Origin of the sequence: Gordonia sp. NPDC062954 (assembly GCF_044543825.1) — a bacterium.
GTDB classification, from domain to species: Bacteria; Actinomycetota; Actinomycetes; order Mycobacteriales; family Mycobacteriaceae; genus Gordonia; species Gordonia tangerina.
In genome coordinates, this window is record NZ_JBITWL010000022.1 from 23,502 (window position 1) to 45,475 (window position 21,974).

At 68.3% G+C, this 21,974-nt stretch carries 20 protein-coding genes and 1 riboswitch; of the genes, 6 read left to right on the forward strand and 14 right to left on the reverse strand.

What is annotated here, in order from left to right; genetic code table 11:
• Window positions 1-53: 53 nt before the first annotated feature.
• From ACIGKQ_RS19010 to ACIGKQ_RS19025, 4 genes are all read right to left on the reverse strand, one after another.
• Window positions 54-308, reverse strand: coding sequence for a DUF3263 domain-containing protein (locus ACIGKQ_RS19010; RefSeq protein WP_372512463.1), 255 nt, complete (start codon window positions 306-308; stop codon window positions 54-56).
• A gap of 231 nt (window positions 309-539) precedes the next feature.
• Window positions 540-1,394 carry an adenylate/guanylate cyclase domain-containing protein gene (locus ACIGKQ_RS19015; RefSeq protein ID WP_396574686.1) on the reverse strand — a complete coding sequence of 285 codons (855 nt, stop codon included), beginning with the start codon at window positions 1,392-1,394 and terminating at the stop codon, window positions 540-542.
• Between the two features lie 57 nt (window positions 1,395-1,451).
• Window positions 1,452-2,618 (reverse strand): DUF475 domain-containing protein, encoded by a 1,167-nt coding sequence (locus ACIGKQ_RS19020; protein WP_328715776.1) that lies wholly within the window; start codon window positions 2,616-2,618, stop codon window positions 1,452-1,454.
• Window positions 2,615-2,947: a hypothetical protein gene (locus tag ACIGKQ_RS19025; protein WP_372475152.1), complete on the reverse strand. Its 333-nt coding sequence runs from the start codon at window positions 2,945-2,947 to the stop codon at window positions 2,615-2,617. Before ACIGKQ_RS19025 ends, ACIGKQ_RS19020 begins: the two co-directional genes overlap by 4 nt.
• Window positions 2,948-3,123: 176 nt before the next feature.
• Here ACIGKQ_RS19025 and ACIGKQ_RS19030 point away from each other — a divergent pair, with 176 nt between their 5' ends.
• The gene (locus ACIGKQ_RS19030) at window positions 3,124-3,468 is read left to right on the forward strand and encodes an RNA polymerase-binding protein RbpA (protein WP_160902307.1); all 345 of its coding nucleotides are present in this window, start codon (window positions 3,124-3,126) and stop codon (window positions 3,466-3,468) included.
• 81 nt (window positions 3,469-3,549) lie between these two features.
• Here the strand turns inward: ACIGKQ_RS19030 and ACIGKQ_RS19035 are convergent, their stop codons facing one another.
• From ACIGKQ_RS19035 to cobN, 5 genes are all read right to left on the reverse strand, one after another.
• Window positions 3,550-4,374, reverse strand: a complete 825-nt coding sequence (locus ACIGKQ_RS19035; protein WP_372475154.1) for a polyprenol monophosphomannose synthase — start codon at window positions 4,372-4,374, stop codon at window positions 3,550-3,552.
• 87 nt (window positions 4,375-4,461) lie between these two features.
• A complete protein-coding gene (gene lnt / locus ACIGKQ_RS19040; RefSeq protein WP_235724882.1) occupies window positions 4,462-6,108 on the reverse strand; it encodes an apolipoprotein N-acyltransferase in 1,647 nt (548 codons plus the stop codon).
• Window positions 6,109-6,140: 32 nt separating this feature from the next.
• The gene (locus tag ACIGKQ_RS19045) at window positions 6,141-7,781 is read right to left on the reverse strand and encodes an amidohydrolase (RefSeq protein ID WP_235724790.1); all 1,641 of its coding nucleotides are present in this window, start codon (window positions 7,779-7,781) and stop codon (window positions 6,141-6,143) included.
• A gap of 36 nt (window positions 7,782-7,817) precedes the next feature.
• Window positions 7,818-8,321, reverse strand: coding sequence for an FxsA family protein (locus ACIGKQ_RS19050; RefSeq protein ID WP_235724791.1), 504 nt, complete (start codon window positions 8,319-8,321; stop codon window positions 7,818-7,820).
• 133 nt (window positions 8,322-8,454) lie between these two features.
• Window positions 8,455-12,075 carry a cobaltochelatase subunit CobN gene (gene cobN, locus ACIGKQ_RS19055; protein WP_235724793.1) on the reverse strand — a complete coding sequence of 1,207 codons (3,621 nt, stop codon included), beginning with the start codon at window positions 12,073-12,075 and terminating at the stop codon, window positions 8,455-8,457.
• A gap of 93 nt (window positions 12,076-12,168) precedes the next feature.
• A riboswitch (cobalamin riboswitch) is annotated at window positions 12,169-12,225 on the reverse strand.
• A gap of 67 nt (window positions 12,226-12,292) precedes the next feature.
• Between cobN and ACIGKQ_RS19060 the strand changes: the two genes are divergently transcribed.
• Genes ACIGKQ_RS19060 through ACIGKQ_RS19070 form a run of 3 tightly spaced genes read left to right on the forward strand, consistent with a single transcriptional unit; the run spans window position 12,293 to window position 15,655 of the window.
• Window positions 12,293-13,528: a nitrite/sulfite reductase gene (locus ACIGKQ_RS19060; RefSeq protein WP_235724794.1), complete on the forward strand. Its 1,236-nt coding sequence runs from the start codon at window positions 12,293-12,295 to the stop codon at window positions 13,526-13,528.
• A 13-nt stretch (window positions 13,529-13,541) separates the two neighbouring features.
• Window positions 13,542-14,165, forward strand: coding sequence for a precorrin-8X methylmutase (locus ACIGKQ_RS19065; RefSeq protein WP_235724795.1), 624 nt, complete (start codon window positions 13,542-13,544; stop codon window positions 14,163-14,165).
• Window positions 14,166-14,167: 2 nt separating this feature from the next.
• Entirely contained in the window at window positions 14,168-15,655 is a 1,488-nt protein-coding gene (locus ACIGKQ_RS19070) for a precorrin-2 C(20)-methyltransferase (protein ID WP_235724797.1), read from the forward strand.
• Window positions 15,656-15,780: 125 nt separating this feature from the next.
• On the opposite strand, the gene ACIGKQ_RS19075 is transcribed toward ACIGKQ_RS19070, so the two are convergent.
• Genes ACIGKQ_RS19075 through ACIGKQ_RS19090 form a run of 4 tightly spaced genes read right to left on the reverse strand, consistent with a single transcriptional unit; the run spans window position 15,781 to window position 19,295 of the window.
• Complete coding sequence (locus ACIGKQ_RS19075) at window positions 15,781-16,581, reverse strand: cobalt-precorrin-6A reductase (RefSeq protein ID WP_235724798.1); 801 nt, start codon at window positions 16,579-16,581, stop codon at window positions 15,781-15,783.
• Complete coding sequence (locus ACIGKQ_RS19080) at window positions 16,574-17,341, reverse strand: cobalt-precorrin-4/precorrin-4 C(11)-methyltransferase (RefSeq protein ID WP_235724799.1); 768 nt, start codon at window positions 17,339-17,341, stop codon at window positions 16,574-16,576. The genes ACIGKQ_RS19075 and ACIGKQ_RS19080 overlap by 8 nt, the downstream gene beginning before the upstream one ends.
• The gene (gene cbiE / locus ACIGKQ_RS19085; protein ID WP_235724801.1) at window positions 17,338-18,549 is read right to left on the reverse strand and encodes a precorrin-6y C5,15-methyltransferase (decarboxylating) subunit CbiE; all 1,212 of its coding nucleotides are present in this window, start codon (window positions 18,547-18,549) and stop codon (window positions 17,338-17,340) included. Before cbiE ends, ACIGKQ_RS19080 begins: the two co-directional genes overlap by 4 nt.
• Entirely contained in the window at window positions 18,528-19,295 is a 768-nt protein-coding gene (locus ACIGKQ_RS19090; RefSeq protein WP_235724802.1) for an SDR family NAD(P)-dependent oxidoreductase, read from the reverse strand. Before ACIGKQ_RS19090 ends, cbiE begins: the two co-directional genes overlap by 22 nt.
• 37 nt (window positions 19,296-19,332) lie before the next feature.
• On the opposite strand from ACIGKQ_RS19090, the gene ACIGKQ_RS19095 reads away from it, so the two are divergent.
• Window positions 19,333-19,734 carry a PPOX class F420-dependent oxidoreductase gene (locus ACIGKQ_RS19095; protein WP_235724804.1) on the forward strand — a complete coding sequence of 134 codons (402 nt, stop codon included), beginning with the start codon at window positions 19,333-19,335 and terminating at the stop codon, window positions 19,732-19,734.
• A gap of 20 nt (window positions 19,735-19,754) precedes the next feature.
• Here ACIGKQ_RS19095 and ACIGKQ_RS19100 read toward each other — a convergent pair whose 3' ends face one another.
• Window positions 19,755-20,867 (reverse strand): Xaa-Pro peptidase family protein, encoded by a 1,113-nt coding sequence (locus ACIGKQ_RS19100; protein WP_235724805.1) that lies wholly within the window; start codon window positions 20,865-20,867, stop codon window positions 19,755-19,757.
• A gap of 95 nt (window positions 20,868-20,962) precedes the next feature.
• Here ACIGKQ_RS19100 and ACIGKQ_RS19105 point away from each other — a divergent pair, with 95 nt between their 5' ends.
• Window positions 20,963-21,949 (forward strand): 5'-3' exonuclease, encoded by a 987-nt coding sequence (locus ACIGKQ_RS19105; RefSeq protein ID WP_235724883.1) that lies wholly within the window; start codon window positions 20,963-20,965, stop codon window positions 21,947-21,949.
• Window positions 21,950-21,974 lie beyond the last annotated feature (25 nt).

Here is a 21,974-nt window from a genome sequence, read left to right on the forward strand (position 1 = left end):
AGCTCGCCCACGTCGACACCTTTGCGAAAAAGGTTGCGCGTTACTCGGTCAAGTCAGCGGGCCATCCAGCGCCGTCGTCGGATGACACCGCGCATCCGACGCAGCTCTCCGGAGGTCAACGTCGCGGGCGGATCGTCGGCGACGATGCGGTCGACCTCATCGAAGAACTCCCTATCGGTGAGTCCGAACTGTTCGGCGATGGCGCTCGACGAGCCACCGCCGAGTTGATACCAGTGCTTCTCGAAGTCGATCATTTTCTGCTGCTTGTCGTGCGGTGTGTCGAGCCGCTGCTTGTCGCGCACTGTCACTCTGCCCCTGAGATATCGCCGGAGAATCGTCGAATGGAACCGGCACCCGCGCTGACTGTTCAACACCGGCCGTTCGACGCCTGTCGCCAATATTGTGCCCTCGGATGATGGCGTGTGTCACTGCCTGGAATCAACGGGACGTGAATGTCGCGTGGCGTGTCGCCGCAGGGTCGGACATTTCCCCCGAAACGTCCAAAAGTCCGCGCGCACCGGATATTTCGTTCGCTCCACTCACTGCTCGTAGCGAGGGACCACCGCGTAAACGACGAGATCCGATGGAACGCCCTTGGCTTTGAACCGCCGCTTGCGACGGTGGTAGCGCTCGGCGTCCGCGTTGTTCAGGGTCGCATCACTGGCGAACAGTTCGCCGGGTCCCGCGGCATCGGCCACCCGGGCCGCGATGTTGACATCGACGCCGATGAAATCGTCCCCCACCGCGCGCGGGGTTCCGGTGTGCAGACCGGCGCGCAGTTGTGGCCGGTAGCTGTCGATGGTCAGCGCGCTCACTGCGCAGATGGCCTCGTGGGCTGCTTCGATCGCCTCGGTGCCGTCCAGGAACACCGCCATCGTCCCATCGCCGAGGTACTTCACCACACTGCCACCCCGCGCGGAGATGACAGATTCGGTCACCGCGTTCACCTCGGACAACAGCCGCAACACCTGGTCGTCGCCCGCCCCGAGAGCCCACGTGGAGAAACCGACCAGATCGGTGAACAGGATGGTTGCGGGCACCGGTTCGCGCCCCCGGCCGCCGCGTCGGGCGAGCATCGTCTGCCACACCTGCAGCGCACCCAGGCCCAGTTCGCGAATGACGCTGGGCTGCTCGGGACGAGCCTCGTTGATCAATCGGGCCAGGCGATCGGAGGTCCGGCCCCCCACCTGCGGTGGCGAGCCGGGCAGCAGACCGCGTGCCGCACGCGCCGCCCGAACCGCTCGGGCGTTGGCATCAGAACGAGCCAGTGCGTCGGCGGCACGGCGTGCAGGCCCAAGGTTGCCCGAATGCCGCGCCGAGGAGGTCGCCGTGACCGCGTCGGTGGGGTCGGCAGCATCGCCGTGCTCGTCGCCGGCATCGTCGGTCCGCGTCACGTGGGCCAGTGTATTCCGCCGGCCGGAGAGCTCCGCCCGGATGTGGGTCACGGGCGGTCAGTGGGTGCCGGCAGCCTCGTGATCGGAGCGGCGGCGGCCGTCACGGCGGTTCGCGCGCACACTGCTCGCCATCGCAGCGCCGATGAACGCCACTCCGACCAAGCCCGTGACCACCTCGTTGACCTCGATCTGGATGCTGAGAAGAAGGATGACCGCAAGTGCCCCGATCGCCCAGTGCGCGCCGTGCTCCAGATAGCGGTACTGGCCCAATGTGCCCTGCCGAACGAGATAGATGGTGATCGAGCGGACGAACATCGCGCCGATGAACCCCAGCCCGAGCGCGATCAGGATGGGGTCCGGGGTGATGGCGAACGCGCCGATGACTCCGTCGAACGAGAACGACGCATCGAGTACCTCGAGGTAGAGGAACAAGAAGAATCCGGCCTTGCCCACCGCCACCGTGGTGGGGTGGGGATCGCGACCTGTACGTGTCGACATATCGGTATCCATCGCAGACGTGTCGCCCGGCCCGTCGTCGGGCGAACCGCCGAACACACCGGGTTGGCGACGTTGGAACAACGAGCTGAGGCCATCGACGAGGAGGTAGGTGACCGCTCCCAGTAGACCTGAGATCAGCACGGTGGCCCGTGTGTCGTCAGGTGACAGATACTCTGCCACCACCACCAGAACCACCATCGCGATCACGACGGCGAGCTGATCGAGACGACCGAGCTGCCCCAGTGGCCGCTCGATCCACGACAGCCACGTCAGGTCACGGTTGCTGAGAACGAAATTGAGGAACAGCAGCAGCAGGAACATGCCGCCGAATGCGGCGATCTGCGGGTGGGCCTCCAACAGGATCGCCTCATAGCTCGGGCTGCCATCAGGGAAATGGTCGGCGCCATCGGGCGGCGGATTCATCGCGAGCCGGAACGCCTCGGCCGGGGCGAGGCCCCCGGTGATCCAGACGATGGCCAGCGGGAACAGCAGACGCATGCCGAACACGGCGATCACTATGCCCACCGTCAAGAACATCCGTTGCCAGAACAGACTCATCCGTTCCAGCACCGTCGCGTTGATCACGGCGTTGTCGAAGGACAACGACACTTCGAGGATGCCGAGGATGGCGCACAACGCCAGTCCGGTCCAGCCCCGGTACAGGAAGGCGGCGGCCAATGCGGCGAGACTGACGAGAACCGACAGCCCGAAGACCCGGACGATCACCGCAGGCGCTCGGCTTCGCGGGCCAGGCCGAGCAGGTCGTCGGTCAGCGATTGCAGCGTCGGGGTGTCGGCGCATTCGGCCACAGCGGTCACCAGGTCCTCGGCGGCGCAGCGTAGCGCGAACATGCGGTCACCGAATGCGTCCGCCTCGGCCGAGGTGAGGATGACCGCGTCGTCGGGAATAGAAGTGCCCTGTGTGAGCGCTCTTTGTTCGTAGGCACGTTGCCTACACGAACGTTTGCAGTACTTGCGGCGACGACCGAGGTCGGAGTCGATCATGCTGCGACCGCACCACGCGCAGGAATAGGGCCGTCGGCGGGGGTCGTCCACGGAGTAGACCGTACCGGGGCCCGTGGGCGGGTGTGGGACGTGGCGTCCCCGCCGATCGGGGCCGAACGCGTAGAATGGTCGTGTTCAGCGCCGGTTCAGCCCGGATCGCCGTGCGTGAATGTCACGCGCGGGGGTCCGGCTGCGCCCGGACCGACGAGATGTTGAGAGGAAAGTCAATGGCAGATCGAGTGCTACGGGGTAGCCGACTCGGTGCGGTGAGCTACGAGACCGATCGCGATCACGACCTCGCCCCACGACGCATCGTCCAGTACCGGACCGACAACGGTGAGATCTTCGACGTCCCGTTCGCCGACGACGCCGAGGTGCCGTCTAAGTGGCCGTGCAAGAACGGCATGGAGGGCACCATCCTGGAAGGTGCCGAGCCCGAGGAGAAGAAGACCAAGCCGCCGCGCACGCACTGGGACATGTTGCTCGAGCGTCGTTCGGAAGAAGAGCTCGAGGTGCTGCTCAACGAGCGTCTCGAACTGCTCAAGCAGCGGCGCAAGGGCGTCACGAACTGATTCGGTACAGACGACACGCAACAGAGGGCCGGGTGATGTTCACCCGGCCCTCTGTCGTTTCTGTGCACTCGGTTGGTTCGGTCAGCGGCGCAGACCGCGCAACCGTTCGATCCGGCTCTCGATCCCCCACCGGGCTACCATCACGAACGCCTCGCCCATCACACCACCGCTCATCTTCGACTCCCCGATCTCGCGTTCGGTGAAGGTGATCGGTACCTCTCGGACGTCGAACCCCGCGCGGACGGCCCGCCAGGCCAAGTCGATCTGGAAGCAGTAACCGGCCGACTCGACGGTGTCGAGTTCGATCTTGTCGAGCACCTGGCGGCGGTAGGCACGGAAGCCGGCGGTGATGTCGTGCACCCTGGCACCGAGCGCCAGTCGCGCGTAGGTGTTGGCTCCTCGGGACAACATCTCACGATGACGTGGCCAGTTCACCAACTGGCCACCGGGAACATAGCGTGACCCGATCACCAGATCGGCACCGTCGTTGACGGCGTCGAGCAGGCGGTGGAGCTGCTCGGGAGCGTGACTCCCGTCGGCATCCATCTCGATGATCGTGGCGTAGTCACGGTCGAGACCCCACGCGAAGCCGGCCAGGTAGGCCTTGCCGAGGCCGTCCTTCTCGACCCGGTGCAGCACGTGGACTCGGTTGCGCGCATCCTCGGCGGCGAGACCGTCGGCCACCTCGCCGGTACCGTCGGGACTGGAATCGTCGACCACCAGGAGGTGGATGCCGGGCAGGGCCGCGTGCAGGCGTTCGACGATGACGGGTAGGTTCTCCCGCTCGTTGAAAGTCGGGATCACCACCAGCGCGCGTTCGCCGTACGGGCCGACGACGCCGGGCGCCGTCGCGTCCGCGCCGTTCTCCGGTTGTCCATCACCGGCTGTCGGTTCACCCAATGCCACCGAGCTCCTCGTTCAGTCCCGCAGTGGTCGATCCTGTGGTGGTCGATCCTGCGGTGGTTGATCCTGTGGTGTTCGACCGTGGGGCGTTCAACCCTGTGCCGTCCAATTCTGCGTCGCTGTCGATTCCGTTTGCGTCGCCTCGGGTGCTCGTCCACGCGCGCGGCGTGCGCCCGCCGTGAACCACCTCAGAGAGAACCTAGTATGCCGTCTCACCGCGAACAAAAACCCGATGACCGCGATCACGATGGCCACGGTGAGAGGCCAGTCCCCCAGCCGCGTCGCGAGCGTGCGGTCGTTGTGCAACGGAAGCCGACTCGACAACACCGCCGGCGTGAAGATCCCGCTCTCTGCGATGATCATCCCGTCGGGGTCGATGATCGCGCTGACGCCGCTCGTCGCGGCCACGACGGCGGCGCGGCCGTGTTCGACCGCACGCACCTGGGACATGGCCAACTGCTGGTAGGTCATCTCGGTGCGTCCGAAGGTCGCGTTGTTGGTCGGGATGTAGAGAATCTGCGCGCCGTCATCGACCGCCTTGCGCGCCGACCGGTCGAAGGCCACCTCCCAACATGTCGACACTCCTACCTGCACCGATCCCGACCGTCCCGGCACGGTGAGACTCGAGGACCCCGAACCCGGCCGAAAATCACCCGCGAGGTCCGCATAAGACGAGAACAGGCGGAAGAAGCCACGCCACGGCAGGTACTCGCCGAACGGCTGGATGATGTGTTTGTCGTACCGGTCGACCGGACCGCGTTGTTGATCCCACACCAGCACCGTGTTCGTGTAATGGCCGTCGGGGTTCATGACCAGAGTGCCGACCAGGATCGGTGCGCCCACCGACACCGACGCCGCGGTGATCTCTGCCGCCGCGTCCGGGTTGGTGAGCGGAGAGATGTCGGATGCGTTCTCCGGCCACGCCACGAAATCAGGTTGATCGGCGGTGCCTGCGCGGACCGCCGCCGCGAGCATCTCGGTTTGCCGGACGTGATTGTCGAGGACCGCGCGACGCTGGGCGTTGAAATCCAGACCGAGGCGCGGGACGTTGCCCTGCACCGCCGCGACACGCACCGATGCCGATGCCACATTGCGATCGACGGTGTCCGGTGTCAGCGCGATGGCGGCCACCGGACCGACAAGGGCCAACACCACGGCGATCGCCGCGGTGCGGACGGTGCGGCGGCCATGATGCTCACCGTCGCGGACCGCCCGGATCATCACCTGACACAACCAGACGATCGAGGCACCCAACAACGCGACGGCGGCCGAGAGCCCCGGCGCGCCCGCAACCGAGGCCAACGGCAGCAGCGGGCCGTCGACCTGGCTGAACGCAGTCCTCCCCCAGGGAAAGCCGCCGAACGGGAACGCCGACCGTAATGCCTCCACCAGTAGCCACGACAGGGTGAACCAGACCGGAGGCACGGGTAGCCGCATGCTGACCACGGCGATGAGTCCGAACAGGGCGGTGTAGACGGCCAGGGCGGCGGCGAGCGCGAGCCACGGCAGCGGCCCGACATACACGCCGATCCAGGGCAGCAATGGCACGAAGAATGCCGCTCCGAACACGAAGCCGAGCCACAGTCCGGTACGGGCGCGCGGACGTCCGGTACCGAGAACAGCGGCGAGCAGTCCGAGGCCGACGACGGCCAGGAACCAGAGGTTGCGCGGTGGGAAGGCCGCCCACATCGCGATACCGGCGACCACGGCGACCAGTGTCCGCAGCAGCAGGATCATCCGATCGGAGCCGGGTCGCCACCGGCCGCCGGTCACGTCCCGCCGCCGTCGAGGACCCCGATGTCGAACAGCACGTCGTCGCGGTGCACGGTCCGCACGCAGCGGGGCAGGCGCGCATCGGGCGCGATGTCGGGCAGTGCCGGGACCCGCGATCGCGGGTCGGTGGACCACCGCTGCACACTCGCACGCGACCCCGCGACCACGAGATCGTCGATATCCCACACCGCGTAGCTCGCCGGAGCCCCAGGCACCAGGGTGCCGGTGAGCCCGTCGTTGACCCCTGCGGCGCGCCAGCCGCCCCGGGTCGCCGCGGCAAACGCGCCGCGTGCCGAGATCGCATTGTGCGGTTGATGATGATGGACCGCCGCGCGGATCGACGACCACGGGTCGATCGGGGTGACCGGTGCGTCGGAGGAGAACGACAGGACGACGCCCTGCCGGGCGTGTCCGGCGAAGTTGTTCAGCCCCACCGCCCGCGCACGTCCCAGCCGCTGTTCATACAGGTCACCACTGCCGCCCCAGGCCGCATCGAACTGCGGCTGCATGCTCGCGACGACGCCACAGCGCGCGAGGACCGCGGCCTGCTGGTCAGAGACCATCTCGGCGTGCTCGATGCGGTGCGCACATCGCGCCAGCGCCGGAGTGCCCAGTTCGGCGGCGAGTTCGTCAAATGCCGCCACCACCGACGCAGTGGCGGCGTCCCCGATCACGTGGAAACCGGCTTGGATGCCGATGTCGGTGCAGGCCCGGATGTGGTCGCGGATCGTCGCGTAGTCGAGATAGCTGATACCGGTCTGCCCGGGTTCATCGTGATAGGGCTCGGTCAGCCATGCGGTGTGCGAGCCGAACGCCCCGTCGATGAAGAGGTCACCGGCCAGCGCGTCGGCACGACTGATGGCCAGGAGCTCGCGGGCATGATCGGCGCTGCCGACCGGCTGACCCCAGTATCGGCGCACCTCCATCGGGTGATCGAGATCGGCGAGGGCGAGGAAGTCGTCGAGCCCACTGATGTCGGGACCGCCGTTCTCGTGAACGGCCACCACCCCGTGTGCCGCGGCATGGTCGAGCGCACGCCGTTGCGCGCGGGCGCGCTGCGCGGCCGTCACCAACTGGCGAGCAGCGCCACGGACCAGATGGTGGGCTTCGGCGACCAGCGGCTCTTCGGGGTGATAACCGGCAGCATCGGCCAGATCGGGCACCAGGCGTCGCAGCGCGCTCGACGCGACTGCCGAGTGCTCGTCGATCCGTGCGAGATAGGTGGGGAGGTTGCCGACCACCGCGTCGATCTCGGTCGTCGTCGGAAACCGGCGATCATCGGGATCGGTGCCCGACCACGACGAATCGTCCCACCCGAGACCCCAGATCAAATCGCCCTCGTCGGTGCCGGCGGCGTACTCGGCAACCCGGCGCAGACAATCCGATCGGTCAGTGGTGCCGCTGAGGGCCAGCCCCGCCAATGCGAGTCCGGTGGAGGTCAGGTGCACGTGGGAGTCGACGAAACCCGGGGACACGAAGCGGCCGCCGAGGTCGATGATCTGTGCATCGGGATGCAACGCCCGGCCGACTTCGTCACTGCCCACCCAGACGACGACGCCGTCGGTGACGGCCATTGCCGTCGCATCGGGAGCGGACGGCGAATACACAGCTCCACCGAGAAGCAATTCCGTGGTCACGGTCGTCCAGTGTGCCCTGCCACGGGTCGGGACGGGTCAGTGGCCCCGCGGCAGCCGACGGTCATCGGGGTTGGTCCTCGGCGGTGTCGAAACCGTCGCCTCGGAGTCCACCACGGTTCCGTCGACGACAGTGCCACCGCGCACATAGATACCCGAGGCATACAGCCCGGCTCGATCCATGCTCGCGGCGAAACTCTTGGCGCCCGCCGCGGCCACCACCGGGCGCAGGGCCCGCCGCACGGGCGGAATCAGGAGCAGCAGGCCCGCCGCCGTCGAGACGACGCCCGGGATCACCATCAGCATCGTCGCCCCGGCCAGCAGCGCGGTGTCGGTGAGCGGCCCACGTGGGTCGACCTCGTTGCGCGAGGCCCGTCGCAGTTGAGCGAAGACCTTACGTCCCTGCTGCCGCAGGAGCAGCAGGCCCGCCGCGACTGCGCCCACCGTGATGAGCACTGCCCAGCCGAAACCGAGGAAGTGGGTCATCGCGACGAATGCGCCGATCTCGATCGCGATATAGGCGATCACTAACAGCATTCGCATCTTCAGCACTGCCTTCCCGGGACCATCCGCACACCGACCACCCGTCGGTGGGTGTCTCTCTGATGGGTACAACGACGCAGTGCGGTGGTTCTCTCCCGATTCGACCGATTTTCTCGATCCGGAGCGGTCGGCCTCAGCCGTCGCGGCCCTCGATATCACCTTCGGTCTGCAGGTACACCTGCCGCAACCGATCGAGCATCTCTGCCGGTGGCGCCTCCCAGAGATCCCGTTCCACCGCCTCGAGGAGTCGTTCGGCGATGCCGTGCAGAGCCCACGGATTCGACTGCTGCATGAACCGCTGATTGTCCTCGTCAAGGACGTAGGACTCGGTGAGCTTCTCGTACATCCAGTCGGCGACCACATTGGTGGTGGCGTCGTATCCGAACAGGTAGTCCACGGTCGCCGCCATCTCGAACGCACCCTTGTAGCCGTGGCGCTGCATGGCCGAGATCCAGCGGGGATTGATCACGCGGGCCCGGAAGACGCGGCTGGTCTCCTCCGACAGCGTGCGCGTGCGCACCGAGTCCGGCCGCGTGCTGTCACCGATGTAGGCGTCCGGATCGTTGCCCGTCAGCGCGCGTACCGTGGCGACCATGCCGCCGTGGTACTGGAAGTAATCGTCGGAATCGGCGATGTCGTGTTCGCGGGTGTCGGTGTTCTTGGCGGCCACCGCGATGCGGCGGTAGGCGGCGCGCATGTCCTCGACTGCCGGGACTCCCGCCAGGTCACGCCCGTAGGCGTAGCCACCCCACTCCGTGTAGACCTGGGCGAGGTCGGCGTCGCTACGCCATTCGCGGGAGTCGATCAGCTGGAGCAGACCGGCCCCATAGGTACCCGGCTTGGACCCGAAGATGCGGGTCTGCGCCCGTCGCCGGTCACCGTGTTCGGCGGTGGCCGAGCGCACGTGGGCCGCGACGAAGTTCTGCTCGTCGGGTTCGTCGGCGGCCGCGGCCAGCGCGACTGCGTCGTCGAGCATGGTGACCACGTGCGGGAAGGCATCGCGGAAGAAGCCCGAGATGCGGACGGTGACGTCGATACGCGGCCGACCGAGTTCCTCGAGCCCGATCAGCTCCAGGTCCGACACCCGGCGCGACGCCTCATCCCAGACCGGCATCACGCCGAGCAGGGCGAGCACCTCGGCGATGTCGTCGCCGGAGGTGCGCATCGCGCTGGTACCCCACACCGACAGGCCCACCGAGGCCGGATAGGTGCCGTGATCGTCGAGGTAGCGCGTCAGCAGCGAGTCGGCCAGCGCGCGGCCGGTCTCCCACGCCAGCCGGGAGGGCACCGCCTTGGGATCGACCGAGTAGAAATTGCGACCGGTCGGCAAGACGTTGATCAGACCTCGCAGCGGTGAACCGCTGGGACCGGCTTCGATGAAGCGGCCGTCGAGTGCCCGCAGCACCTGATCGATTTCGCGGCGGGTCTGACGCAGCCGCGGAACCACCTCGGTGGCTGCAAACGACAGGACGTCGGCGACCGCGGCCGGGTGCTCGGCAGCAGCATCGGCGACCGACGCCGGTGACCAGTCATCCTTGGCGCACGTGGCGACCAGCGTGCGCGCGGTGGTCTCGATGTCGTCGACGCTGCCCCGGGCGGCCGAGCCGTCTTCGGCGAGTCCGAGTGCCTCACGCAATCCCGGCAATGACTGGGCGCCGCCCCAGATCTGACGGGCCCGCAGCATCGCGAGCACCAGGTCGACCTCGTTGTCATCGGTCGGTGCCTGCCCGAGCACATGCAGGCCGTCGCGGATCTGGACGTCCTTGATCTCACACAACCAGCCGTCCACGTGCAGCAGCATGTCGTCGAACACCTCCTCGTCGGGGCGTTCGGTCAGTCCGAGGTCATGATCCATCTTGGCGGCGGTGAGCAGGGTCCAGATCTGCTGACGGATCGCCGGGAGCTTGGCCGGATCGAGTGCGGAGATGTTGGCGTGTTCGTCGAGCAGCTGCTCGAGGCGGGCGATGTCGCCATACGTTTCGGCCCGCGCCATCGGCGGGATGAGGTGGTCGACGAGCACGGCGTGCGCGCGGCGCTTGGCCTGGGTGCCCTCGCCGGGATCGTTGACGAGGAACGGATAGATCATCGGGACGTCACCGAGTGCGGCGTCGGTACCGCAGTCGGCCGACATGCCCAGCGTCTTGCCGGGCAGCCACTCCAGGTTGCCGTGCTTGCCCACGTGCACGATGGCGTCTGCGCCGAAGCCGTCGATCTCGCCGGGTGCTCGGCCGGTGAGCCACCGGTACGACGCCAGGTAGTGGTGCGACGGAGGAAGATCCGGGTCGTGGTAGATCGCCACCGGATTCTCGCCGAATCCGCGGGGCGGCTGCACCATCAGCACGATGTTGCCGAACCGCATCGCCGCGACGACGATGTCGCCGTCCGGGTTGACCGAGCGGTCGACGAACAGTTCGCCCGGGGCCGGACCCCAATGCTCCTCGACCGCGGAACGCAATGGCTCTCCGAGCGTGGCGAACCACCGGCGATAGTCCGCGGCCGACACCCGGATCGGGTTGGCGGCCAGGGTTTCCTCGGTGAGCCAGTCCGAATCCTGTCCCCCGGCCTCGATGATCGCGTGGATCAGTGCGTCGGAGTCGGCCTCGGCGAGGCCCGGGATAGCGTCGGGTCCCTGACCCGGCCCGATGTCGTATCCCGCGGAGCGCAAGGCGTCCAGCAGATGCAGCAGGCTGCGTGGGGTGTCAAGTCCCACCGCGTTGCCGATCCGCGCGTGTTTGGTCGGATAGGCCGACAGCATCAGGGCGATGCGGCGGTCGGCGGGTGCCGTGTGGCGTAGTCGGGCATGGGCGACCGCGATACCGGCCACCCGCGCGCACCGCTCGTGGTCGGGCTGGTACCAGGGCAGCCCGTCGTCGTCGAACTCCTTGAACGAGAACGGCACGGTGATGATGCGGCCGTCGAACTCGGGTACCGCGACCTGAGTGGCCACGTCCAGCGGCGACAAGCCGTCGTCCGTGGCCGCCCAGTCGGCGCGCGAACTCGTCAAACACAAGCCCTGCAGGATCGGGACGTCCAGCGCGGCCAGGCGCTCGATGTTCCAGGCGTCGTCGTCTCCACCGGCGGCTGCGGTCGCGGGGGTGGCACCGCCCGCAGCGAGCACGGTGACGACCAGCGCGTCGGCGGTACCGAGCAGCTCGATCAGATCGTCGGGTGCGGTTCGCAGCGACGCACAGAAGATCGGCAGCGCCCGCGCGCCCTTGGCCTCGATCGCTGCGCAGAGGGCATCGACGTATTTCGTGTTCCCGGCGAGGTGCTGGGCGCGGTAGTACAGCACGGCAACGGTCGGCGCGCTCGTATCGGGTGTCGCCGCGGCGCGATCGAGCACGCCCCAGGCCGGTGTCTGCGCGGGCGACTCGAAACCGATGCCGGTCAGGAGCACTGTGTCGGACAGGAAGTTGTGCAGGTTGACGAAGTTCGCCACGCCCCCGGCGGCCAGATAGTTGTGTGCTTGCGCCACCACCCCGGCAGGCACCGTCGATCGCGCCATCAGGTCGGGATCGGGCTGCTGTTCACCCGAGCACACCACCAGTGGTTTTCCTGTTGCCGCGACCGCGGCCAGGCCGTCCTCCCACGCCCGGACACCCCCGAGAATCCGGACGACGATGAGATCGGTCCCGGCCGCGAGCTCGTCGATGTCATCTACGAGGATCCGGGAGGGGTTGGCACCGCGCAGCTCCGCGCCGCTCGCGGCAGCAGTGATGAGGTCGGTGTCCGAGGTCGAGAGCAGCAGGATCATCAGATCTCCTCGCCGGGAGGCGCGCCCGGTGCGTCGTGGAGCCCCGATTCGGGCTCTGTGGGGTGTTGGCGTGTGGTGCGGCGAGGGGGTAGGTCTGACTCCGGCCTTCCGGCCGTCACAGTGGCGCGACCGTGCCGGACTCCCACCGGCTTCTGCCGCCCTCGATGCGTTCAGCCTAGGACAGTGACCCGCGGTGCAGGCGCCTACCCTGGAGGATGTGCCCGAAGCCGACCGTCGTACCGCCGCCGACCGCTGCCCCGGGGTGTTCGACACCCACGCGGCGGCAGATGGCGCCGTCGCCCGGATCCGGCTACCGGGTGGACGGCTGCGTCCCGACCAGTTGCAGCGACTCGCACATTCCGCAGCCGAGTTCGGTGATGGTTTTCTCGAGCTCACCGCGCGCGCGAACCTGCAGATCCGGGGCATCAACGATGTCGACGGCGTGGCCGGCGAGGTCGTCGCGGCGGGTCTGGCACCCAGTGGTGCCCATGACAGGATCCGCAACATCGCCCTGAGCCCATTGACGGGCCGGATCGGCGGGTTGGTGGACGCTGTGCCGGTCGCCGACGCACTCGATGCGCGACTGCGGGCCGACGCACGTGCGACGAGCCTCTCGGGTCGTTTCCTGTTCGGCGTCGACGACGGCCGCGGCGACGTCGTCGGGCGTCGGCCCGACGTCTGCGCGGTGGTGCGCGAAACCGCGACACCGGACGCCGGAGCGCACGTACCGTCTGCAGATCAAAGCCCTACAGATCCGAACCCGGCCGACCCGAACCCTGCCGACCTGATCGGGGCGGACCTGGTCGTGGGCGGCGTACCGGTCGGTTCGGCACGCGGCATCGATCCTATCGTGGCGGCGATGTGTGAGATCGCGCTCGACATGCGTGACATCGATCCGAACGCCTGGCGGGTCGGTGACCTCGCCGTAGATGAGCGCACCCGCCTCGAGAGCCGGGCGCGTGCCCGGTTGGCTCCGCCCGTCGGTGGCTCACTCGACCACGAACCGGCGGCGCCAGTCGTCGGATGGTTCGACCAGGACGACGGTCAGGTCCTGTTGGGCGCAGTGGTGGAACTGGGTCGATTGCCGGCCCGATTGGCTGAATTCCTGGCCGCCGTCGACGCCCCGATCGTGCTCACCCCCGATCGCGAGATCCTGTTGTGTGATCTCGGTGAGGGGGTGGCGGAGACGGTGGTCCGCGTGCTCGCGCCGATGGGGTTGATCTTCGACGCGTCCTCGCCGTGGGTGCGGGTGACCTGCTGTGTGGGTTCGCCGGGTTGCGCGAAGTCGCACGCCCCGGTGCGAGATGACCTACTGGCCCGAGTGCGGTCCGGCGACCCCGTCGACGACCGCGAGCACTGGGTGGGTTGCCCGCGTGGCTGCGGTTCGCCCACCGGGCCGCACGAGTACGTTCAGGCCGGTCCCGACGGCGAGTACCGCTCCGCCCGTCGATAGGCTCTAGCGCACCATGACCGACTACCTGCGTGACGGCCCCGCGATCTATCGCCAGTCCTTTGCCACCATTCGTGCGGAGTCTGATCTGTCCGCGTTCTCCCCCGACGTGGCGGGCGTGGTGGTCCGGATGATCCATGCCTGCGGCCAGACCGACCTCACCGACAACGTGGTCGCGACCGACGGCGTGGTCCCCGCAGCGCGAACGGCGTTGCGCGGTGGGGCGCCCATCCTCTGCGACGCATCGATGGTCGCCTCCGGGATCACCCGCAAGCGTCTGCCCGCCGACAACGACGTTCGGTGCCATCTGTCCGAACCGACGCTGCCGAGCCTCGCCGAACAGCTCGGAACCACCCGAACCGCAGCCGCCCTGGAGTTCTGGCGGCCCAGCCTGGCGGGCGCGGTGGTTGCGATCGGCAATGCGCCCACCGCACTGTTCGCATTGCTCGACATGATCGACGCCGGTGCGCCCCGGCCGGCCGCGATCGTGGGTGCGCCGGTCGGATTCGTCGGCGCCGCAGAATCCTGCGGGGCGCTGGCAGCGCGCGAGGACCTCGAATTCATCACGGTGACCGGCCGGCGCGGTGGCTCGGCCATCACCGCCGCGGCGGTCAATGCGCTCGCGAGTCCCGAGGAGTGACGATGAGCGGAAAACTCTGGGGCATCGGACTGGGCCCCGGCGACAGCGAACTGGTGACCGTCAAGGCCGCCCGGGTGATCGAATCCGCGGATGTCGTCGCCTATCACTGCGCACGTCACGGCAACAGCATCGCCCGCTCGGTGGCGCAGCCCTATCTGCGTGACGGGCAGCTCGAGGAACGTCTGATGTACCCGGTGACCACCGAGGGCACGGACCATCCCGGCGGCTATGACGGGGCGCTGCGCGACTTCTACACGGCCAGTGCCGAACGGCTCGCCGGCCACCTGCGGGCCGGTCGTGATGTGGTCCTCCTCGCCGAGGGGGATCCGTTGTTCTTCAGTTCGTACATGCATATGCACAAGCGGCTCGCCGGTGAGTTCGACGCGGAGATCATCCCCGGCGTGACCTCGGTCAGTGCCTCGTCGGCCGCGGTGGGCATCCCGTTGGTGGAGGGCGAGGAGACGCTGACCGTGGTGCCGGGCACGCTGGGTTCGCAGGCGCTGATCTCCCGGTTCCGCACGGCCGAGGCGATCGCGGTGATGAAGCTGGGCCGGACGTTCACGCGGGTGCGCGATGCCCTCGAGTCGGCCGGTCGGCTCGACGAGGCGTGGTACGTCGAACGTGCCTCCACCCGGGTGCAACGTGTACTTCCGGTCTCGGAGGTGAACCCTGAAGAGGTGCCGTACTTCTCGATGATCGTGGTGCCCGGGCCACGCAACAACCCACGCCACGACGAAGCCTCGGGGCGCGGTGAGGTCGTGGTGGTGGGACTCGGTCCCGGCGCCGACGAACACACCACACCGGCAGTGCAGGTGGAACTGGCGCTGGCAACCGACCTCGTCGGATACAAGACCTATCTCGCGCGGGTCACCCCGCGACCGGGCCAGCGGATTCACGCCAGCGACAACCGGGTGGAAGCCGAACGCGCGGAATTCGCGCTCGATCTCGCCGCCCGCGGCGCGCGCGTTGCCGTGGTGTCCTCGGGCGATCCCGGGGTGTTCGCGATGGCCAGCGCCGTCGCGGAGGTCGCGGCCGAGTCCCGCTGGCATGACGTGCCGGTCCGCGTCCAACCAGGTGTCACGGCCGCGAACGCGGTCGCGGCGGCGGTGGGCGCCCCGCTCGGTCATGACTACGCGGTGATCTCCCTGTCCGATCGCCTCAAACCGTGGGACATGATCGAGCATCGGCTTCGTGCTGCGGTGGGTGCCGACCTCGTGGTGGCGATCTACAACCCCGGTTCGGCCGCCCGCACCTGGCAGGTCGCTCGGCTGCGCGAGGTGCTGCGGGAAATGGTGTCCGATGACCGGGTCGTGGTACTCGGACGCGACGTCGGCGGGCCGGAGGAATCGTTGTGCACCACCACGGTCGGAGCACTCGACCCGGCGGTCGTCGACATGCGCACGTTGCTGATCATCGGGTCGCCGGCCACCACGGTGGTCAGCCGCTCCGGTGGCGATCTGACCTACACCCCACGGCGCCACGACGCCTGACCCACCTCGCCCCGCTCCTGCCTCGTCGAGTGGGTGCCGTTTTCCGTTGACTGGGCGCTGTTTTCCGTCGACTGGGTATACACGCAATTGCAGACGGCTTGTCGCCGACCGTCCGCGGAGCGGGATCATGCATTCAGGTGCGCGATCCACTCCTTGGCCGCCGCCGCAGTGTGCACCGCGGTGCCCAGAGCCGGTTCGGGTGGCCGCTGCACCATCACCACCGGCACACCGAGCTCGGCGGCCGCGGTGAGCTTCGCTCGGGTCAGATCTCCTCCGCTGTTCTTGGCGACCAGGACGTCGATCGAATTCTCGCGCAACAACGTCAGCTCGCCGCTCAGGTCGTAGGGGCCCCGCGACCGGACAATCTGATGGCGCGGCGGAAGTGGGCAGGTCGGCGGATCGACCACCCGGATGAGAAACCAGGCGTCGGCATTGTCGGCGAATACGCCCACGTCCTGACGTCCGGTGGTGAGCAAGACCCGAAGACGCCGCCCAGCCGAGTCCATCCCAGACGGGTCCACCCCCGCGAGATGGGCGACTGTGCGGTCGGCGACCGCGCGTGCGGCTTCGCCGATGTCGGCCACCTGCTCCCACCGGTCACTCTCGGATGGCTGCCATGCCGGCCGGCGCAGCCGCAGCAACGGTGTGCCCAGTTGTTCGGCAGCACCCGCCGCATGCTCGGACATGGTCCGGGCGAACGGATGCGTGGCATCGACGACGGCGGCGACGTCGTGCTCACGTAGCCATCCGACGAGCCCCTCGACTCCGCCGAACCCGCCGATCCGCACCGGCCCGACCGGAAGCCGCGGGTCACGCACCCGACCCGCCAGGGAACTCACGACCGGGATGCCGGCGGCGTGCAGGTCCGCGGCGAGCGAACGCGCCTCGGCGGTCCCGCCCAGAAGCAGGACGGGCCGGTCAGCCATCGGTGCGCAGCTTGGTCATCCGGGCTTGTGAGTAGAGGTAGCTCTCGCTGAGGCCAGGCTGCGAGTCCGGGTCGAGGATGTTGCCGACGAAGATCACCGCGGTCCGCCGGATCCCCGCGGCCGCCAGCGCATCCGGCAACTCGTCGAGCGGGCACCGCACGATCTGCTGGTCCGGGCGGCTGGCGAAGGCCACGGTGGCCGTGGGACAGTGCTTGCCGTAGTGGACAGCCAGGATATCGGCGATCTCCGTTGCACGGTGCGCGGCGAGATGCAGAGCCAGGGTGACGCCGGTTGCCGCGAGGCGGTCGAGTTCCTCCCCCGGTGGCATGTCGGTCGACAATGTCGACACCCGCGTGATGAGCAGGCTCTGGCCCACCCCTGGGACGGTGAGTTCGGCGTCGAGGGCTGCCGCGGCGGCGGCGAAAGCGGGTACGCCGGGCACGACCTCCACGGGTATCCGGTGCGCGGCGAGCGCACGTCGCTGCTCGGTCATCGCCGAATACAACGACGGGTCGCCGGAGTGTAGACGGGCGACGTCGTGACCGGCTGTGTGCGCGTCGACGATGTGGGACACGATCTGTGACAGGGGCATTCGTGCGGTGTCGATGAGGTCGGCGCCCGGTGGGCACCGGTCGAGCAGTTCGGTGGGGACCAACGAACCGGCATACAGGCAGGTCTGACACCGGCCGAGGACTTCCGCGCCGCGGACCGTGATGAGATCGGCGGCGCCGGGACCGGCGCCGATGACGTAGAGGGTCACGGGCGGTCCACCACCCACTGCACGATCGGCAGGGCGGGCCGCCAGGTGGTCATCGAGCCCAGTGCCGCGGCCGTCTCCACCATGTGGCGTCGCAGCGATCCACCATGTCGCGCATACCATTCGGTGAGCAGCGTTTGATTTTCCAGCGTCACAGCATTGGCGACGAGCCGCCCCCCGCTCGGGGCCAGTTCCCACACTGCGGTGAGCAGGTCGTCGTCGAGTCCGCCGCCGATGAAGACGGCATCGGGCTCCGGGGCGGTGGCGCAGTCCGATGGCGCGGCACCACGGACCGTGAGCCGCTCGTGCACACCGTGCCGGACGGCGTTGTCGTGAAGTCGCTGTCGGCGTTCGGCATCGATCTCGAAGGCCATCGCTCGCCCGGTCGGTTCGGCCCTGAGCCATTCGATGGCCACGCTGCCCGACCCTGAACCGATATCCCACAGCAGTTGTCGCCGACTGGGTGCGAGGGCCGAGACGGTGAGGGCGCGGATGGGTTGTTTGGTGATCTGACCGTCGTGGTCGTAGCCGTCGTCGGGTCGCCCGGGAGCCCGCGACCGGTGGGGGCCGACGCAGCCGATCGCGATGATGTTCAGGCGATCTCCGGGCGGTTCGACCCACGTGCGGGCGACGCCACGCATGACTCGCTCGTCGGGTCCGCCGAGCTGCTCCAGAACTGTCATCGATGACCAGCCGAAGCCGTTGGCGGTCAACAGTTTCGCCACCTCGTGCGGGGTGGTGTCGTCTCGGCTGAGGATGAGTAGTTCTCGATCGTCGTCGAGTTCGGCGCTCAGGGTCGCCACGTCGTGGGTGACGAGGCTGACCACCTGCACGTCGGTCAGATCCCAGCCCAGCCGTGCGCAGGCGAGCGCGGCACTCGACACCGTGGGCAGCACCCGGACACGATCGGAGCCGACAGCGCGCACGAGGGTGGTGCCCACGCCGTGAAACATCGGATCGCCGCTGGCCAGGATATGCCGCACACCGTCGTCTTCGTCGGTGATCAACCGGTTCAGGTGGGTGCTCATCGGCGATGTCCACGCCTCGGTACGCGCCGGCAGGTCGGGTAACAGGTCCAGCTGTCGGTGCGACCCGATGATGATCTCGGCGCCGGCGAGTTCGTCGCGCGCGCGGCGTCCGAGGCCCTCCCATCCGTCGGCGCCGATGCCGACCACCACAAACGTGCCGGTCACCGGGGCAGCCTCCGCCATATCGCGCGCGGCAACAGTCGCATGCCCACGAACACCGGACGCAGGATCGCCGGAATCCACACTTCCCCGCGGCCGCGCCGATAGGCGCGGGCGACGTCGACGGCCACCCGTTCGGCGTCGACCGAGAACGGTGCCGGCTTGACGCCGGCGGCCATCAAGTCCTTGGTCATCTCCCCGATGACGAAGCCCGGCCGGGCCAACAGCAGGCGGGCACCGCTGCCGTGTAGCGCATCTGCCAGCCCGCTCGCGAAGCCGTCGAGCCCCGCCTTGGTGGATCCGTACACGTAGTTGGCTCGGCGAGTACGGATTCCGGCGACCGACGAGAACACGATGAGCGTCCCGGAGGCCTGCGCTCGTAGCACCTGAGCGAGGGGGGTGAGCACGCTGATCTGCGCGAAGTAGTCGGTGTGCGCGATCTGCAGCGCGTGCGCGGTGTCGGTCTCCGCACGTGCCTGATCTCCGAGAATGCCGAACGCGATGATCGCGGCCTCGATGGGACCGTATCGGGCGGCGATCTCGCCGACGAGCTCCGGATGCGCGTCGGTGTCATCGGCGTCGAAGGCGACGGTGTGCACGGCGGCGGCGCCGGCAGCGAGCAGTTGCGCTGTCTGGGGCTCTAGATCGTCGGGGCGGCGGGCGGCGAGCACGACCTGCCGGCCGGCGCCGAGTTCGCGGGCCAGCGCCACCCCGATCTCACTGCGGCCACCGAACAAGACGATCGTCGCGGGCGTCGAAGTCGGGGCCATGGCTGTCAGTATCGCATCGCCCGCTAGCGTTGCAGCCATGACCCGCTCCGCTGCAGACCTGGGAATCGCCGCCACCGAGTTCCTCGCCGAACGTCACCTCGCGACGTTGGCGACGCTGCGCGCCGACGGTTCACCGCATGTGGTGGCGGTGGGGTTCACCTGGGACGGCGAGCACGGGCTGGCGCGCGTCATCACCTCCGACGGCAACCAGAAGGTGCGCAACGTCGAACGCACCCGCCGGGTCGCGGTGACCAACATCGAAGGGCCGCGCTGGCTGACGTTGGAGGGCGAGGCGGTGGTTCGACGCGAGCCGGATCGCGTTCGGGAGGCCGAGCGACGCTATGCCGAGCGCTATCGCGAGCCGAAGCCCAATCCGCGCCGCGTGGTCATCGAGATCACGGTGACGAAGGTGCTGGGCTCCTCGCGGATGTTCGCGTGATGTGACCGCTTTCGCGAGCCTCACAGCACCTGGAGGTCGTGCGGCCGGGTGTTCATCGGTTCGCAGCCGTCCTCGGTCACCACGACGATGTCCTCGATGCGCGCTCCCCAGCGTCCGTCGAAGTAGATTCCCGGCTCCACGCTGAACGCCATCCCGGCCCGCAGTTCGATGTCGTTGCCGCGCACGATGTACGGCTCCTCGTGCACCGACAACCCGATCCCGTGGCCAGTCCGGTGAATGAAGGCGTCGCCGAGACCGTGGTCGCGCAGATGGTCACGGGCAACGGCATCGATCGCCTCGGCGGTGACGCCGGGCCGCACCGCCTCGACAGCCTTGCGCTGGGCCTCCTGAAGCGCCGCATACGCATCCGCCACATCGGCGGCGGGTGCGCGGAAACAGTAGGTGCGGGTGGAGTCCGAGTTGTAGCCCGGGTCGACCGGTCCGCCGATGTCGATGACCACGATGTCGTCACCCTCGATCACCCGGTCGGAGAACTCGTGGTGCGGATCTGCGCCATGCGGCCCCGAACCGACGATGATGAACGCCGCCTCGCTGTGCCCCTCGTCGAGGATCGCGGCGCGGATGTCGTCGGCCACGGCGCGTTCGGTGCGCCCGGGAATGAGCCACTCCCCCATGCGGGCGTGCACCCGGTCGATGGCTGCGCCCGCGTGTCGCAACGCGTCGATCTCGCTGGTGTCCTTGGTCATTCGCAGCTCTCGCAGCACGTCAGTGGCCAGGGCGGGTATGGCACCGGTGCGAGCGGCGATCGGCACGACATGCAATGCCGGCATGGTGTCGCAGACCGCGACGCGGGCGGCTGCGGGCAGTCCCGCCAGAGCCATCGCATAGGGGTCCTCGCCGTCGACCCAGGCTGCCATCTCGATGTTGAGGTCGGCCAGCGCCGAATCCCGCACCGATGCCAACTCGAGTCGCGCGACGACGAGTCGCGGGTCCGCATCGGCCGGCACCACCAGTGCGGTGAGGCGTTCGAAGGTGTCGGCGCGCGAACCGGTGAGGTAGCGCAGATCCGGTCCGGTGGACACGACCAGCGCATCGAGACCGGCGGCCCGGGTGAGGGTGCGGGCGCGATCGAGCCGGTGTCGGTACACATCCGAAGCAAAGCGGTAGGCCATGGGCGCAGCCTACCGGCGCCGGTCGGTGTCACGTCACGCATGCCGGGCCACGGCGCATCCGACCATGACAGAGTTGGAGTATGTCTGGATCTCTGATGCTGCTCGACGGCGCGAGTCTGTGGTTCCGGTCCTACTTCGCCCTGCCGGAGAAGATGACGTCACCCGATGGCAGGCCGGTGAACGCCGTCCGCGGATTCGTGGACACCATCGCCGCGCTGGTCACGCGGGAGCAACCCACACGGCTCGTGGTGTGTCTGGATCTGGATTGGCGTCCGGCGTTCCGGACCGACCTGATCCCGTCCTACAAGGCGCACCGGGTCGCCGAGGAGGCGCCGCCCACCGCGGATGCAACCGAAGGCGGGCCCACCGGTGAGCGAACCGTCGACATCGAAGAGGTCCCAGACACCCTCACACCGCAGGTCGACATGATTCTCGACGTACTGCGCTGCGCCGGCATCGCGACCTCGGGGGCGCTCGGTTGTGAGGCCGACGATGTGATCGGCACCCTCGCCTACGACGAGTCGGTGGATCCGGTGGTCGTGGTCAGCGGTGACCGCGACCTGTTGCAGGTGGTCGCCGACGACCCGGTCGCGGTTCGGGTGCTCTACGTGGGACGCGGTCTGTCGAAGGCGGAGATGATGGGCCCCGTCGAGGTGGCCGAGAAATACTCCCTGCCCGTCGATCGGGCGGGTATGGCCTATGCCGAGATGTCGATGCTGCGCGGAGACCCGTCCGATGGGCTCCCGGGGGTCAGCGGGATCGGCGAGAAGACCGCAGCAAAGCTCATCACGGAGTTCGGTTCGCTCGATGCGCTGGAGGCCGCGGTCGGCGACTCGACGTCGTCGTTGACGCCACGAAATCGCAAGGCGTTGACGGCCGCGACGGAGTATCTCCGAGCCGCCCGGACCGTGGTCCTGGTGCGGACCGACGCGGAGACCATCGACAGCGGTGCCGACAGCCTGCCCACCGAACCGGCCGACGCGAACGGACTGGCCGATCTCGTCGACGAACTCGGCATCGGCGCCTCGGTGTCGAGGTTGGCCAAGGCACTCGGGTGGCCGACCACGCCGCGTGCGACATGAAGGCGAACAGTGCCCGGCGTGAAGA

Excerpts from the sequence above, each read along its gene's own strand:
- ACIGKQ_RS19030 (WP_160902307.1), top strand. The coding sequence starts at position 3,124 with ATGGCAGATCGAGTGCTACGGGGTAGCCGACTCGGTGCGGTGAGCTAC.
- lnt (WP_235724882.1), bottom strand. The coding sequence starts at position 6,108 with ATGATCCTGCTGCTGCGGACACTGGTCGCCGTGGTCGCCGGTATCGCG.
- ACIGKQ_RS19050 (WP_235724791.1), bottom strand. The coding sequence starts at position 8,321 with ATGCGAATGCTGTTAGTGATCGCCTATATCGCGATCGAGATCGGCGCA.
- cobN (WP_235724793.1), bottom strand. The coding sequence starts at position 12,075 with ATGATCCTGCTGCTCTCGACCTCGGACACCGACCTCATCACTGCTGCC.
- ACIGKQ_RS19065 (WP_235724795.1), top strand. The coding sequence starts at position 13,542 with ATGACCGACTACCTGCGTGACGGCCCCGCGATCTATCGCCAGTCCTTT.
- ACIGKQ_RS19070 (WP_235724797.1), top strand. The coding sequence starts at position 14,168 with ATGAGCGGAAAACTCTGGGGCATCGGACTGGGCCCCGGCGACAGCGAA.
- ACIGKQ_RS19075 (WP_235724798.1), bottom strand. The coding sequence starts at position 16,581 with ATGGCTGACCGGCCCGTCCTGCTTCTGGGCGGGACCGCCGAGGCGCGT.
- cbiE (WP_235724801.1), bottom strand. The coding sequence starts at position 18,549 with ATGGCGGAGGCTGCCCCGGTGACCGGCACGTTTGTGGTGGTCGGCATC.
- ACIGKQ_RS19090 (WP_235724802.1), bottom strand. The coding sequence starts at position 19,295 with ATGGCCCCGACTTCGACGCCCGCGACGATCGTCTTGTTCGGTGGCCGC.
- ACIGKQ_RS19095 (WP_235724804.1), top strand. The coding sequence starts at position 19,333 with ATGACCCGCTCCGCTGCAGACCTGGGAATCGCCGCCACCGAGTTCCTC.
- ACIGKQ_RS19100 (WP_235724805.1), bottom strand. The coding sequence starts at position 20,867 with ATGGCCTACCGCTTTGCTTCGGATGTGTACCGACACCGGCTCGATCGC.
- ACIGKQ_RS19105 (WP_235724883.1), top strand. The coding sequence starts at position 20,963 with ATGCTGCTCGACGGCGCGAGTCTGTGGTTCCGGTCCTACTTCGCCCTG.